This window comes from Sphingobium sp. V4, assembly GCF_029590555.1.
Lineage (GTDB): Bacteria > Pseudomonadota > Alphaproteobacteria > Sphingomonadales > Sphingomonadaceae > Sphingobium.
In genome coordinates, this window is the sequence record NZ_CP081001.1 from 1,131,224 (window position 1) to 1,145,104 (window position 13,881).

Below are 13,881 nucleotides of genomic sequence, written 5' to 3' on the forward strand. Positions count from 1 at the left end.
TCCATATGGAATTGAAATTCGAATGTCTTAAGATTTTCTGTCGTTTTGACGTTTCCGATACTACCGGTTTGCCCAGACCCATATGCTGGAAGGCGGAATGTATCAGGTGGATGGTGGAGACAGGAGAAATGATCCGGCCGTTGTTCGACGGACTGAGACCGACAGGATTTGCCTGCAGCTTTGTCAGCGCTTGGCCGCGCTGCTGGACGTCGATCCTGCGAGTTTGGTCGAAGGGCAGGAATTGCCGCTGGCTTGGACGTCAATCCTTTTCCCGACAGTTGTTGTCCAATCCGATCTTGGTCGGGATGGCCATGCGAACCGTGGAAGCTTCATTCCAGCCGGTTTGTCTCCCCGGCGCGTATTCGCTGGGCGAACATTGACGCGGCTCGGCCCTTTGCGGATCGGGGACACCGTGGAGAGGAGTTCGGCAATAGCTAAGGTCGAGCACAAGCAAGGCAGGCGCGGGCCTTTTGAACTTGTCACCCTGCGGCATGAGGTTTCGAGCCCTGCTGGTCCAGGCTACGAAGAAATTCAGAAGATCATTTATCATGATGGCGTGGTCGCGGGCGGGCAGGCGGAAGGATCTGACGCAGGCATAGCTCCGAGTTGCTGGTCTCGGGAGATACGGATCGATGAGACGATGTTGTTCCGGTACTCTGCGTTGACGTTCAATTCCCATCGCATCCACTATGATTTGCCCTATGCCACCGCGGTTGAGGGATATCCGGGTTTGGTCGTGAACGGGGGGCTTACGGCGCTGCTGTTGGCGCAATTCTCGCGCGAAGTCCTCTCCGCTCCTGCTCTTGAATATGAAATGCGTGCCGTTGGCCCGCTATATGCCGGACAGAATATATCTCTTAGAGGGCGCTCTACAGTAGAGGGCGGCGAGTTCGACGCGTTCGCGGAACACGGGGGCCTGGCGTTCTCAGTTCGCGTGAAGGTCGCAGGATGAGCGGCGGTGTACTCGAGGGTGTGCGCGTTGTCGATTTGACGAGCGTGGTGGTCGGTCCCGTGGCCACCATGAATCTCGGCGATCACGGCGCCGATGTGATCAAGGTCGAAAGTCCCGATGGCGACCTGCTGCGTCGTCTGGGCGGAATGTCGCGGTGCGGGCAACTCTCCCCGAAATTCCTGCACATGAACCGAAACAAACGTTCGATTGCCCTCGATCTCAAACGACCGCGTGCACGACAGGCTTTGGAACGGTTGATCGCCAGCGCCGACATCTGCGTCAGCAATATGCGGGAGGCGGCCATGGAGCGGCTGGGGTTGGGGAGGGATGCTCTCGAAGCCGCTTATCCCCGGCTCATTCACTGCCGCCTCGTGGGATTTGGTGATGGAGGTCGATATGCGGCACGCCCGGCCTATGACGGAATTATTCAAGGCATGGGAGGAATGACGGCGATATTCGAGGAGGCGGACGGTCGACCGCGTTTCGTGCCGATGACAATCGCCGACCACGTCGTTGGGTTAGTCGCCGTGCAGCAGATCCTCTATCAACTCTATCGGCGCGAGCGGACTGGAAAGGGGGGCACGCTGAGCGTGCCGATGTTCGAGAACCTGGCTGCGTTCGTCATGTCGGAGCACATGGGCCAGCTCACGTTCGAACCGAAGAGGGGCGAACCGGGTGACAGGCGGGTGCTTGATCCCGGAACGCAGCCGATCCCCACCAAAGATGGCTACATTTGCATTTCCGCGAACACCGATCATCAGGCGCACGCCCTTTTTCGTGCGATCGGAAGGCCCGAGCTGTGCGAGGATCCCCGCTTTGCAACCGTTCAGGCACGCTATGCGAACGTGTCGCAATATTTCAGCCTGCGCAATGCGGCGCTCGGTGAGCGAACGACACAGGAGTGGCTGGATATTCTGGGTGCCGCCGATGTGCCGGCCGGCCCAAGCCATAGCCTGATGTCGCTTCTCGATGATCCGCACCTTTCGGACGTGTCGCTCTTCGAGTTGCGGGAGCATCCGTACGAGGGTATGATCCGCAATATTGCCCTGCCCGGCCGTGCAGCGGACCTCGCAAGATCCGATTATCTGCCCCCCCCATTGCTGGGGGAGCATGGTCGCGAAATCCTGTCCGACGCCGGACTTCGTCCCGAAGAGATCGACGCGATGGTGGCGGCCAGAGAACTTGTGACGCCAGAGCATGGTTTGTCGTGAGGAGAGGCCGGGCATGATGTTCGACAATCCGGTGTCGTCTTGGAGATCGCTGCTCTACGTCCCGGCGCATGTCAGCAAATATGTCGACAGCGCGATACGGTCTGGCGCCGACGCCGTCGTCCTCGACCTGGAAGACGGCGTACCGTCAGGCGCGAAGCAAGACGCACGTGCGGGCATCAGGGATGCGGCTGAGAAGGTGGCGAGAGCGGGAATCGATGTGGTTGTGCGGATCAACCGGCCGCTCGGCCTAGCCGTGCGCGACATCGAGCGGAGCGTCGGACGGTTCGTCGCCGCGCTGGCGCTACCGAAGGTCGAGTCTGCCGAGCAGGTCCGGCTGCTCGCAGAAGTTATCACAGAGACGGAAGCGGGATTGGGCCTGCCGTCCGGTCGGACGAGGATTATCACCCTCGTCGAAACGGCTGACGCTTGGTTCGGGATGCGCGCGATCGCGACGGCGGATGCGCGCGTCTCGGCCATGCTGCTCGGCGGTGAGGATCTGGCTTCCCAAGTGGGAATGGAGCCCAGCGCCGAGAACCTTCTGTCGCTTAAGCAGACCATGATCATGGCGTCGGCGGCCGCGCGCATTGTCCCGCTGGGACTGGTCGGCAGCTTCGCCAACTTTCGCGATCTGGACGCTTTCCGGACGATGGTGCATCGATCCCGTTCCCTGGGGTTTCAGGGATCGACATGCATACACCCGACCCAGGTTGCTATCCTGAATGAGGTGTTCACGCCTAGCCAGGCAGAGTGCGAAGAGGCCATCGCTATTGTGAACGCCTTCGAGCAATCGCAGTCTGCCGGCTTTGCCGTGGCCGGGAACGGAGGCGCAATGGTCGATCTGCCGGTGGCGGAACGAGCGCGCCAACTCATCAGACGGCATGAGCGCATCATTGCAAAGCGGCAGGAGCGGGGATTTGGCTAGAATCGCAAAGAAGGTATTTAGTGTGGAATGACCGAGATTAAGTCAGCGAGGCGCGCGCTATCGATTTTGGAGGCGCTGTCGGATTTTCAGCGGCCGGTTCGGGTCTCGGAATTGCAAGGCGCGCTCGGTATACCGCAGTCGAGTATGTCGAAGTTGCTTCGCTGTCTCGCCGACATTGGCTATCTGCACTATAGTCCGGAAGACCGGACCTACTTTCCAACATTGCGCGTGTCGTTGCTTGGGAGTTGGCTACAGGACAAGTCGTTCGGTCGTGGCAGTTTGCTTGCCAGAATGGAGGCCTTTCGCGACCGCTGGGAAACGAGCGTATTGCTGGGCGTGCAGAACGACATGCATGTCCTCTATATTCTGGCTCTTCCAGCGCTGCGTGCGCCACGGCCTCCACTGGGCTCTGGCGCGCTGCGCCCACTGTGCCGCGCGGCGGTGGGCAAGGCTCTGTTGATGCTCAAAACGGACCAGGAGATCGGCCTTATTGTTCGGCGTATTAATGCGGAACAGCCAGATCCGCGTAGTCGGATCAATTTGACGGAGTTGCTGGCCGACGTCGGACACAGCCGTGAGCGGGGATTTGCGAGGAGCAATGGGGAGGTCGTCCCAAACACGGGAGTGATCGCGATGCCTCTTGCCGAGATTGCTGGGCAACCGAGTATCGCGATCGGTGCAGGTGCCTCGTTGGATTGGCTCAACGAACATGGTGAGCCCCTAAGTGAGGCGCTTGCGGCTGAAGTTCGCGCGATGGCGCTTGACTAGCGCATGGGTAAGGCGGGAGGTTGGACCGGAATTTTTTTGCAATTACCACGTCGAGTCCAGCGCTCTCGCCAATATGCGGTCAGTATCGGATGGAGAACTGGATCGGTGCTTAGCCGGACGGATCGCTGCGACCGAAAGACGTCTTTCCGGACGCCTGAGCTTTTTTGCGCTCCTCGCGTACCTTGTTGTATTCGAAACTGGTATGCGAAAGTTGATGAGTGTCGAAATGCGCCTGAAGGGCGGTGCGAAAGCCCTGGGCTTCGCGGGTTCTGTTCAATGAGCGCTTAAGGATGCGCAGCGCGAACGGAGGCGCGGCGGCAATTCGTTCAGCCAGTTGCAGCGTTTCGGCTTCAAGTTGCGCGCGCGGAACGACGCGGTTGACCATTCCCAGTTCCAGACCATCCATTGCCGACAGGCGTTGACCCGTGAACAGGAATTCCTTGGCCTTTCGCAGACCAAGGACATAGGGATGGATCAACATTTCGACCGCGGCTGCGCCAAGCGTATGGGCCGTGGGATCGGAGAAGGAGGCGTCGTCCGCAGCGACCATGAGATCGCACATGTTCGCAACCATGAATCCGGCGGCGATGCATGCGCCCTGGACCTGAGCGATCGTCGGCTTGGACGTGTCGTAGATGCGCAGACAGTAGTCGTAGAAATGCTCGAGCTCGTAGTCGAATCGTTCCTCGACGGTAGGATTGGGCCGAGCAACGACCCCTTCCTTAAGGTCGTGACCGGCTGAAAAATGATCGCCCACGCCGGCGAGGACAATGACCCTTATCTCCGGGTCGCGATCGGCGTGAACGACTGCGTGATCGAGCTCTTCCAGTAATTGCCGGCCTTGCGCATTGCGTTTTTGCGGCCGATTATGCGAAATGCGCGCCACTGGGCCGATACGTTCGTACAAGATGTCCTGATAGTCCATGACGTTTCCCGGCTTATGCTTCATGATGATTGCAATGCTGAGGTTAGCGCGCCGAGGCCCCGGCACATAGCGACAAGATATTCCATAAGGAATTCATGGCTGATCAACCGCTATTTGCGACAGCACTGGACCGATTCAACGTGATGCCGACAGCTTCCCTGTCCCAGTGGGCCGGACCTGCAGGCCGTTCCTTGAGAAGGAACTTCTGCACTTTCATCGTTGGAGTCCGCGGCAGCTCATCGATTCGCTCGAAAAATCTTGGGATCATGAAATATGGCAGTCGCCCATCGAGGTGACGCACCAGATCTCCGAAATCGATCTCGCCGGCAATGACCAGGAAAGCCTTGATCTCCTCATCCCCCTGAAATGCGCCCTGGACGGCCACGCATGCTGACTCGAGGACCCCCGGGTACAGGTTGATTTCGCGTTCGACTTCCTGGCTAGATACGTTTTCCCCCCGGCGTCTGATGCTGTCCTTGAGCCGGTCTCGCCAGAAGAAGTTGCCCTCTGCATCGCGCTCGAAAAGGTCGCCAGTCCGGTACCAACCATCATGCCACGCCTCTGCCGTCGCTTCTGGATTATTGAAATATCCGAGCGACATCTGTGTACGGCGGGTGGTACGGATCAGCAATTCGCCGCGCTCGCCGTCGGCCACATCGTTGAAATCTTCATCGACGATTCTCAACTCATAGCCTTTGCGCTGTTGGCCGCAGCTGCCGGTCACAACCGGCTGGCCAAGCGGCTTGCACAGCGCGGTCGAAGTTTCAGTGGACCCAAACCCCGTGCAAAGACCCTCGAGTCCAAATCGCTCCACGAACTTGGCTGGATCGGGCGGAAGAGGCGAAGAGAGGAAAAAGCGCATCTTGTGATCGCGGTCTGCCGGAGAGGGCGGATCCTGCATCAGCTTCGCGGCCATCGAGGAAACCAGTACACCGAAGGTGGTTTCGCAGTCCCGCGCAATTTCCCAGTATCGGGACAAGGAAGGCCGGGTACGCAGGGCGATGCTGCCACCGACGCGCATCATGAGCGTGAAATTCCCGAGCGCCGCCATGTGGAACAACGGCAGGTCGCCCATGAACCGGTCCGATTCCCCGACATCTCCGCTTTCCGCCATCCAGAAGCTTTGGTTGATGACGTGAAAGTTCGATGTAAGCGAACCCTTGGATCGCCCTGTGGTGCCGGATGTAAAGATGATCACATGCGGGCTGTCGCCATTGATCTCACTCAGGATCGGGGGCGTATCGGACGGCACCGCGAGGGACGCGGGAGAGATATACCGCGACTTTGCAGGGGCTTCCGAGACGGGGCTGCTTGCGATCACAAAGCTTGGGTCTGTGGTTTCCAGCAGTTCCTCCAGAATCCGGCCAACGAAGCTCGGGTTGAACGGAACAACAATGGCTCCGAGCAAAGCCGCCCCCCACCAGGCGCGTAGCCAATCCGGCCCGTTCGGGAGAATTACGCAAACCCGGTCGCCAGCGCGAACCCCCTCACGTTGCATCGCGGCGGCAGCGCTCAGCGCGACCTCGAGCGCGTCCCGGCGCGACCAAACCCCCCAGTCTTCGAAAAGGACGAAGGGACGATCGGGCCAATCCCTGGCGCCGGATACAAGCAATCCGCGCACTGTTTCCGGGTTAGCGTCCATCGTGTCGATCAAGTCTTTCAAGTCACCTCTCCTGGGCGCAATCGCATCCTGTCGGACCCGGCGGTCGCTCACAAACCAACAAGACGGGATTCGAAAAGCGATTGATCCAACCGAATGGATGGTTGATACGGCCCGAAGCATTGCGCGCAACATGCCTTATATTCGGCCAGTTCCCGAAGGGCAAGAGATTGCGAAACGTGAAACCAACTAATCGGTTGACCGAGCTGGAGGCAGTCGCCATTCTGCATTCACGGGACTTGATTCCCCGCGGCAAACTGGCCGGTCACGCGAGGGGAGGCAAGCTATGCAGATCAATCATTCAACGGCAATCGTCACTGGAGGCGCAAGCGGAATCGGTCGGGGAATGGCCCTGGCCCTGGCGGAGCAAGGCGCCCGGTTGGTTGTCGCCGATATCGACCTCGCCGGAGCTCAGCAGGTTGCCGAGGAAATCAACGGCTCCAGTGGGGACAAGGCGATCGCGGTGCACCTTGACGCGCGTGATGCCGAATCCTGGAAGCAAGTGGCTGATCGGGCAGAAGAGGCATTCGGCAAGATTCATATCCTTTGCTCAAATGCGGGGGTGGCCGCTGGTCGGGGCAATGTCGAAGATCGAACATTGGAAGATCTCGATTGGGTTTGGTCGGTCAACGCAAGGGGGATGTTCATTGGCGTAAAGGAAGTTTTGCCGCGCATTCGTCGACATGGAGAAGGCGGTCATATTGTGATCACCTCCTCGATGATGGGGTTGTTCGCTTCACCGGGAACATCGCTCTATGTGATGTCCAAATACGCTGCGGCCGGGCTTGGGGAGGTTCTTTTCCTTGAGCTGAAAAACACCAATATCGGTGTATCTATCTTGTGCCCGGGTGTCGTCAACACATCGCTTTTGTCGAACGTCCAAAAAAACATGCCCTCCCAACGCGGAAATGATCGAAACGTTGAAACGGTCGCCTTTTTGGAGGCCGGCGCGGACGCAGTGGATGTTGGCAATCAAGTCGTCAAAGGCATTTCCAACAACGACTTCTATATTTTCAGCCACCCCGAGTACAAGCCGTTGGTTGAGGAACGATTTGATCTTGTCCTTTCGGCTTTTTGCGACAGGGCCACGCCTGACAAGCAGGATGATCTTTCCTACTATTCCGTGACATATAAGTCCTGATTGCATCATGCTATACGTCAACTATCGCCCGTTCGCCGAAATTCGTGCCATGATCGGGGAGGACCTCGGAGCCTCGGACTGGATTCTCATTGATCAGGAACGAATCGATCGATTTGCTGCTGCGACAGATGATTTCAACGACGTTCATGTGGATCCCGAGGTTGGCCGGGCGGGGCCGTTCGGTACGACCATAGCGCATGGGCTGCTGACAATGGCCCTCGTCACGCGCATGGCATCGACAATCGTGCCTGTGCCAAAGGAGATGACCAGCGGCTATTATTACGGGTTTGACAATGTCCGCCTGATCCGGCCCGTGCTCTGCGGCAGCGAGTTGCGCGGTCGGTTCAAGCTGCTCGATTACTTTGAGCGCGCTCCTGGTCAGTGGATGCGTGTGGTCGAAGCGGTTGTCGAGGTCCGCGGCCAGGACAAGCCGGCGCTTACTGCCGAAACGCGCGCCGTGCACTTTTTGCCCCCCGGCTTGGGCGAGGGCGAGCCAAGTCTGTACTTCTGATTATCTCGAGCCAGGAAGCACCGGCGACCTGGGTGAGCAAGTGGATTGCTAGGAGGTCCCGGTTGGTCGAGTACCATGCATCGTTAAGCGCCGAAGCTTCGGCCTTTCTATCCGGCGAGCACCGTTTGTACATTGACGGATGCTGGGTCGAGCCGATGAAGGAAGGCGTTCTCCATGTCCAGGATCCGGCAAAGGGTAGTGAAATCAGTCGTGTTGCCGAGGGGCGGGCGGCAGATATCGATCGCGCTGTAATCGCGGCGCGTCGAGCGTTTGAGAATGGACCTTGGCACGCCATGAAGCCTTCCGGACGCGCGTCGATCATGCTTGCGCTCGCCGACCTGATTGATCGACAGGCGCAAGTCTTGGCAGAAATTGAGACAATGGAGACAGGCAAGCCGCTGGCATTTGCCCTTGGTTCGGTCCGAAGCGCTGCCAATATGCTGCGCTATTATGCCGGGTGGGCATCCAATCTGGGAGGGCGCGAGGTTCCCCTCTCTTCAGCTGGCGAATGGCACGCATATACAAGGCGCGAGCCGGTAGGCGTGGTCGGGCAGGTGATCCCTTGGAACTTTCCTCTCAGTATGGCCGTCTGGAAGATCGCGCCCGTCCTGGCAACTGGCTGCACATCTGTGCTAAAGCCGGCTGAACAGACGCCACTCGGCGCGCTCCGGTTAGCGGCGTTGTTCGAGGAAGCTGGCGTTCCGGCAGGTGTCCTGAATGTAGTGCCCGGCTATGGAGGAGATGCTGGCGCTCGCCTTGCGGCCCATCCGGACGTGGACAAGATCGCCTTTACCGGTTCGGCAGAAACGGGCCGGTCGATCGTGCAGGCGGCGCTTGGGAATCTCAAGCGGGTAACACTCGAGCTAGGTGGGAAGAGCCCGGTGATTGTTCTGCCTGACGCCGATATGGAAAGAGCCGTACCCGGTGCTGCCAACGCGATCTTTTTCAACTCCGGTCAGGTCTGCGCCGCAGGGTCGCGTCTGTTTGTCCACAGGAAGGTTTTTGACAATTTTGTAGCCGATGTCGCGGTGCAGGGTGCGAAAATGAAAATGGGGCATGGCCTTGATGAAAGCTCGAGGGTCGGCCCCCTGATTTCTGCGCGACAACGCGCCCGGGTTCAATCCATGATCGAGCAGGGACTGGCCGAGGGTGCCACCATCGTCGGTGAAACGGCACCGATCCCCGATGGCAAAGGCTATTTTGTGGCGCCGCATGTGCTTGCAGACACTAACCCCGATATGTCTGTCATAAGAGATGAGATATTCGGGCCGGTGGTTTGCGCGATACCGTTTGGCGACGAGGATATAGATGCGATCGCCAAAGCTGCTAATCATACTTCGTACGGCCTTGCGGCAAGCATATGGACCCAAAATTTGAGCGCCGCCCATCGATTGTCTAACCGTATTCGTTCTGGCAATGTAGCGGTTAACTCTCATGCGATCGCGGACGTCGAATTGCCGTTTGGGGGATATAAGGAGTCGGGCTGGGGGCGCGAACGCGGCAGCGAAGTCCTTAACCATTACACGGAAACAAAATCCGTGGCAATTCGTCTCGACTGAGCCGTGGATCTGTCTTTGGCATTGTCATTTCCTGTCGTTGCTAGCGTATTCAGATGGCCATCGGCACCAAATGGAAGGTCAGCTGCGACAAGTCTCGAACAGGCTCCAAGGATTCTTCAGTTCGCCGCAATCCCGGCCCGGAAGCGGGGTGGCGCTGTTGGAATGCAAATAAACCATCCGTATGGATGACAGGGGATTTACTGCGTGATAGCGTGAAAAATGACCCTCGATGTGAGGCGTAGGAGCGGGCATGCGCGGGGTGCAGTCAGCTGGGCGGCGGAGTTTGTCCTGGAAGGTTGCAGGGACGTTTGAAGCCCGAAATTTGGTGGAGGCGCTGTTTTGGCGGATACTATAGCTTATTTGAAAGGCATCAAGAATCTCTTTGAGGTCGATCAATCAACATGGTTCCAGCCGCGCAATCGCGAGCATGCGGCGCGGGCGATTATATCGTCGTTGATTGTGGAAGCGGGGAAGGCGGCTCCGCTACGGGAGCGTGCGGCTAAAGCCAGGTTGGCCGGCCTGAAGGCTCTCCACGGCGAGCTGGCGGGCAGTCCTCTGTCTTCCGACGAGCAGTTGGTTCTCGAGGAGCTTGGGGAGCTCCTTGTCGCTGAGAAGGTCGACGAGAGCCGGATCGAGGCGATTGCGGCAACGCTGATCGGGACGCTCTGCGGCAATCCTCGGGCTGAGCCCTTTCTGAAGCAGATCGCCGTGGCCGAGGCAAAATACAACGAAGATTTCTGGTCCTGCTTCGAAGAGGAAACCGCATCCGAGGACAGTGCTTCGCCCGCCGCAGTTAGGTCTCGCGCAGTCATCGGCGCGGACGCGATCCTGTCCGGCATGGCCGCTGGCGGGGCTCCGGTTGATGGCGCCACGATTGAGAATATCGAGGTCGTTCTCGGCGGCTTTTCCAAACAGACCCTCGTCTGCAATTTGGAGAAGCCAGCGTCCTTTGGCCAGCGCTTCGTGGTTCGCGCGGACATGGGGGCGAGCTACGTGGGGGCTTCCATCGCTGACGAGTTCGACACGGCGAACGCCCTCTTCCGCAACGGCGTAAAGGTTCCGCAGCCGATCGTTTATGTGCCGCCGCGAGATGGCCAACCACAGTTCATGGTCATGCACTGGGCCGATGGCGCAATGATGGGATGGACTCCGACGTTCCGCGACGAGGTTCTCTGCCGCGAATGCGGCTATCAGCTCGGACTCGTTCATGGGATTCCGGTCGAGCAGTTTCCCCATGTGCCGGGTGCCAACAGCAAGACGTCGGAGCAGTTGCTTCTCGACATCGAGATTCGCGAAAAGAAGTGGCGAGACTCCGGTGGCACCGATGCGATCATCGCCTATGGCCTGAACTGGTTGCGGCAGCGCATTGCGCTGTCCGACGGGCCACGCTCGGTCGTGCATGGCGATTATCGCGGTCACAACATCCTACAGAAGGAGGGGGTTATCACCGCCATCCTAGATTGGGAGCACGCCCGGATCGCCAATCCTGCTCACGATTTTGGCTATCTTGGCGATTTTCCCGATGCGCTGGGAAGCTGGAAGATGTTCGTTGAAGGCTATGTCGATGCTGGCGGCATTGTCCCGGACGATGAGATTCTTCATTTCTACGGCGTCTACGCGACCGTCTTCACTCTGGTCGTGCTCACGGAAATCCGCGGAGGCTACAGTGGCTTACCGCAACAACAGCTGGCGACGGCCGCGGCGGTTCTCTACCGCCGACCCTTGGAAATGAAACGACTGGCTAAGCTGATCGGCCTGGAGTGATGACTCTCGTCCAGCCGATCTGCGCATCGCGTTGTCGGCGTCGCAAGACATTTCAGAAAATCCGACATTAATGTTGTCAGGCAATGGATAATATAAGGACCAAGCATGGGTGAGGCGCTTCGCGAATGGCGGGTGAACTGGGGCATCGGGATCACCTCCTTGGTGGGTGCTATAATATCAGTAGGACACATTTTCAGCCTGGGTATCCTCATGCCCATGATCGAGCGGGATACTGGCTGGTCCCGCTCGGCGGTCAGTGCGAGCCTGCTCGTGGTGGCGATCGTCGTGGCAGTGTTCTCGCCCATTGTCGGACGCCTCGTCGACAAAGGGCGCTCGCGCGTCTGCGTCCTCGCCGGAGCGACCTTGTATAGCATTGCGCTGATCATGCTTGGTCTGGTGCCTTTGCCCTATTTGGTCTGGATGGGCGTCTGGGTGCTGGTCGCGACCGGTGCGTCGGCCTTCACGATCACAGTGTGGACTGCGCAGATTACCCGGCGGTTCGTGGCCAGCCGTGGGCTTTCGCTGGCGATCGTGATGTGTGGGGCCGGCGTCGCGGGCTTTATTTATCCAGTGGCGGCCAGTGCCCTGCTCTCCATCATGAGCTGGCGACATGTCTATGTGGTGCTCGGCATGTTCGCGGCGGTTGCGACGCTTCCCGCTTTCTTCCTGTGGGTTCATGAGGACGCCACGAGCAGTCCCGCACCGTTGGGGCAAATGGTAACGGCCTCATCCGGAAGCGTTTTCAAGACTTTAGCTTTCGCCAAGCTGGCTTTCATCGCGCTGGTTCTGACCTCGGCCTTGGTAGGTCTCCAAGTTCATTTCGCACCCGCCCTGATGTCCATGGGCAGTAATTCGGCGGCGTCGGCGCAGGTCGCGTCCCTGCTCGGGATCGGCGCGATCGTTTCGCGCCTCGTGATAGGTCTTATCATCGATCGCAAGGACTATCGGCCTGTCGGAGCAGCGGTTTTCCTGGCCCCCGCGCTGGGCGTGTTCCTTCTCGCCTATACCGCCGGCGTGTCCTCTATCGTGAATATCTTTGTGGCGCTGTTAATCGGCGCGGGGCTTGGCGGTCAGGCAATGCTGGTGGCCTTCGTGACGGGCCGAATTTTCGGAGTCGCGCGGTTCGGAAGCGTCTGGGGCGTCCTGATCTCGCTGATGTCGATCGCCTCTGGTATCGGACCTGTTGTCGCCGGGGAAGTATTCGACCGTTGGCACGAATACTCCTTCTATCTTTACGGGGCAGGCCTGATTTTCGTGGTCAGTGCGTTGATGATCCTGAGTCTCCGTCCGGAGGCGCTCACGGGACGGGTAGCTTCGGACCTTAAGTCCGCCTGATCCGGCCTTCGCCGCAGATCCGGTCGGTATCTTCGCCTAGCGCCGGCGCACCCCGAAAGATCGGTGGACGTTTGCCATCGATTGAGAACGGAGCGCCAACAATCTTGCCTCCGCTGCCCGGGGACTCCTGAAAGATGCCCAAGGCTTCGACCTGGGGGTGATGGCGAGCTTCGTTGACCGGGAGAACGGCGGAGCAGGGCACTCCGGCCTGCGTCAGCAGGGCGATGATTTCGTCGCGGCCTCGGGTCTTCAGCATGGCGCTGATCTGGGGTTCGAGCAGGGCGCGATTGGCGACCCTGTCGCGGTTGCGGCGAAAGAGGGGATCTTCTGCCCAGTCTGGCCGCCCTAGCGCCAGCGACAAGGACTGGAACAAGCGATCATTGCCACACATGAGAAGAATATAGCCGTCGACGGTCTCGAAACAGTCCGCCGGAACGATGGATGGCGCGCGGCTCCCATGCCTCTGTGGCGCATCGCCAGACGCTTCGAATTGCGCGGCCTGCGTATTAACGAAGAACAGCGCCGTTTCAAGCAGCGAGGTTTCGATGAGCGAGCCTTGCCCTGTCCGCTCACGCCGGAACAGGGCAGCGTTGACCGCCATGGCGAGCCACATCGCGGCGCCCTTGTCGACCACTCCACCCGCGGCGACTGACGGCTTGCTATCAGGCTCGCCGTTGATCGATGCGAGGCCTGCCAGGCCTTGAGCCATGCCATCATATCCAGGCAAGTCGCGCAGCGGACCGCGCGCTCCATACCCTGATATGACCCCATAGATCAGGCGCGGATTGAGAGCGCGTGCTTGATCTGGACCCAGTCCGTAGCCCTCGACTACTCCGGGACGCATGTTGTGGAGGAACACGTCGGCATCCGCGACGAGGTCCCGAAGCTGAGCCAATTGATCGGCCTGCTTGAGATCGAGCACGATCGATGACTTGTTGCGGTTGACCGCCGTGAACGTCGCGCCATGCTCACCGAGGAACGGCGGAGCAAAGCGCCTGGCATCGTCGCCCTCGGGGCGTTCGACCTTGATAACCTCGGCACCGAGGTCAGCCAGGATGGTCCCCGCAACGGGCCCTGCGAGGTTCGAACAGGCTTCGATCACTCGAATCCCGCGCAGTAGGTCGTCGGACATC

12 protein-coding genes are annotated in these 13,881 nt (G+C 59.3%); 9 read left to right on the plus strand and 3 right to left on the minus strand.

What is annotated here, in order from left to right; translation table 11 throughout:
- Positions 1-97 precede the first annotated feature (97 nt).
- Genes K3M67_RS05865 through K3M67_RS05880 form a run of 4 tightly spaced genes read left to right on the plus strand, consistent with a single transcriptional unit; the run spans position 98 to position 3,853 of the window.
- Positions 98-952, plus strand: a complete 855-nt coding sequence (locus K3M67_RS05865) for an HTD2 family dehydratase (RefSeq protein ID WP_285832574.1) — start codon at positions 98-100, stop codon at positions 950-952.
- Positions 949-2,163, plus strand: coding sequence for a CaiB/BaiF CoA transferase family protein (locus tag K3M67_RS05870; protein WP_285832575.1), 1,215 nt, complete (start codon positions 949-951; stop codon positions 2,161-2,163). The genes K3M67_RS05865 and K3M67_RS05870 overlap by 4 nt, the downstream gene beginning before the upstream one ends.
- 13 nt (positions 2,164-2,176) lie before the next feature.
- The gene (locus tag K3M67_RS05875; protein WP_285832576.1) at positions 2,177-3,085 is read left to right on the plus strand and encodes an HpcH/HpaI aldolase/citrate lyase family protein; all 909 of its coding nucleotides are present in this window, start codon (positions 2,177-2,179) and stop codon (positions 3,083-3,085) included.
- Positions 3,086-3,112: 27 nt separating this feature from the next.
- The gene (locus tag K3M67_RS05880; protein ID WP_285832577.1) at positions 3,113-3,853 is read left to right on the plus strand and encodes an IclR family transcriptional regulator; all 741 of its coding nucleotides are present in this window, start codon (positions 3,113-3,115) and stop codon (positions 3,851-3,853) included.
- A gap of 109 nt (positions 3,854-3,962) precedes the next feature.
- Here K3M67_RS05880 and K3M67_RS05885 read toward each other — a convergent pair whose 3' ends face one another.
- Together K3M67_RS05885 and K3M67_RS05890 are read right to left on the minus strand one after the other, a co-directional pair.
- Entirely contained in the window at positions 3,963-4,778 is an 816-nt protein-coding gene (locus tag K3M67_RS05885) for an enoyl-CoA hydratase (protein WP_285832578.1), read from the minus strand.
- Between the two features lie 103 nt (positions 4,779-4,881).
- A complete protein-coding gene (locus K3M67_RS05890) occupies positions 4,882-6,441 on the minus strand; it encodes an AMP-binding protein (protein WP_285832579.1) in 1,560 nt (519 codons plus the stop codon).
- Between the two features lie 283 nt (positions 6,442-6,724).
- Here K3M67_RS05890 and K3M67_RS05895 point away from each other — a divergent pair, with 283 nt between their 5' ends.
- From K3M67_RS05895 to K3M67_RS05915, 5 genes are all read left to right on the plus strand, one after another.
- The gene (locus K3M67_RS05895; RefSeq protein ID WP_285832580.1) at positions 6,725-7,579 is read left to right on the plus strand and encodes an SDR family oxidoreductase; all 855 of its coding nucleotides are present in this window, start codon (positions 6,725-6,727) and stop codon (positions 7,577-7,579) included.
- A 7-nt stretch (positions 7,580-7,586) separates the two neighbouring features.
- The gene (locus K3M67_RS05900; RefSeq protein ID WP_285832581.1) at positions 7,587-8,090 is read left to right on the plus strand and encodes a MaoC family dehydratase; all 504 of its coding nucleotides are present in this window, start codon (positions 7,587-7,589) and stop codon (positions 8,088-8,090) included.
- A gap of 62 nt (positions 8,091-8,152) precedes the next feature.
- Positions 8,153-9,649 (plus strand): aldehyde dehydrogenase family protein, encoded by a 1,497-nt coding sequence (locus K3M67_RS05905; protein WP_285832582.1) that lies wholly within the window; start codon positions 8,153-8,155, stop codon positions 9,647-9,649.
- A 360-nt stretch (positions 9,650-10,009) separates the two neighbouring features.
- Positions 10,010-11,413 carry a phosphotransferase family protein gene (locus K3M67_RS05910; protein ID WP_285832583.1) on the plus strand — a complete coding sequence of 468 codons (1,404 nt, stop codon included), beginning with the start codon at positions 10,010-10,012 and terminating at the stop codon, positions 11,411-11,413.
- Positions 11,414-11,518: 105 nt separating this feature from the next.
- Positions 11,519-12,748 (plus strand): MFS transporter, encoded by a 1,230-nt coding sequence (locus K3M67_RS05915; protein ID WP_285832584.1) that lies wholly within the window; start codon positions 11,519-11,521, stop codon positions 12,746-12,748.
- Here K3M67_RS05915 and K3M67_RS05920 read toward each other — a convergent pair.
- On the minus strand, positions 12,735-13,880 hold the full coding sequence (locus tag K3M67_RS05920; protein WP_285832585.1) for a CaiB/BaiF CoA transferase family protein: 1,146 nt from the start codon (positions 13,878-13,880) through the stop codon (positions 12,735-12,737). The two genes, K3M67_RS05915 and K3M67_RS05920, sit on opposite strands and share 14 nt — an antisense overlap.
- Position 13,881: the final 1 nt, after the last annotated feature.

Excerpts from the sequence above, each read along its gene's own strand:
- K3M67_RS05870 (WP_285832575.1), top strand. The coding sequence starts at position 949 with ATGAGCGGCGGTGTACTCGAGGGTGTGCGCGTTGTCGATTTGACGAGC.
- K3M67_RS05895 (WP_285832580.1), top strand. The coding sequence starts at position 6,725 with ATGCAGATCAATCATTCAACGGCAATCGTCACTGGAGGCGCAAGCGGA.
- K3M67_RS05865 (WP_285832574.1), top strand. The coding sequence starts at position 98 with ATGTATCAGGTGGATGGTGGAGACAGGAGAAATGATCCGGCCGTTGTT.
- K3M67_RS05900 (WP_285832581.1), top strand. The coding sequence starts at position 7,587 with ATGCTATACGTCAACTATCGCCCGTTCGCCGAAATTCGTGCCATGATC.
- K3M67_RS05885 (WP_285832578.1), bottom strand. The coding sequence starts at position 4,778 with ATGGACTATCAGGACATCTTGTACGAACGTATCGGCCCAGTGGCGCGC.
- K3M67_RS05880 (WP_285832577.1), top strand. The coding sequence starts at position 3,113 with ATGACCGAGATTAAGTCAGCGAGGCGCGCGCTATCGATTTTGGAGGCG.
- K3M67_RS05875 (WP_285832576.1), top strand. The coding sequence starts at position 2,177 with ATGATGTTCGACAATCCGGTGTCGTCTTGGAGATCGCTGCTCTACGTC.
- K3M67_RS05915 (WP_285832584.1), top strand. The coding sequence starts at position 11,519 with ATGGGTGAGGCGCTTCGCGAATGGCGGGTGAACTGGGGCATCGGGATC.
- K3M67_RS05920 (WP_285832585.1), bottom strand. The coding sequence starts at position 13,880 with ATGTCCGACGACCTACTGCGCGGGATTCGAGTGATCGAAGCCTGTTCG.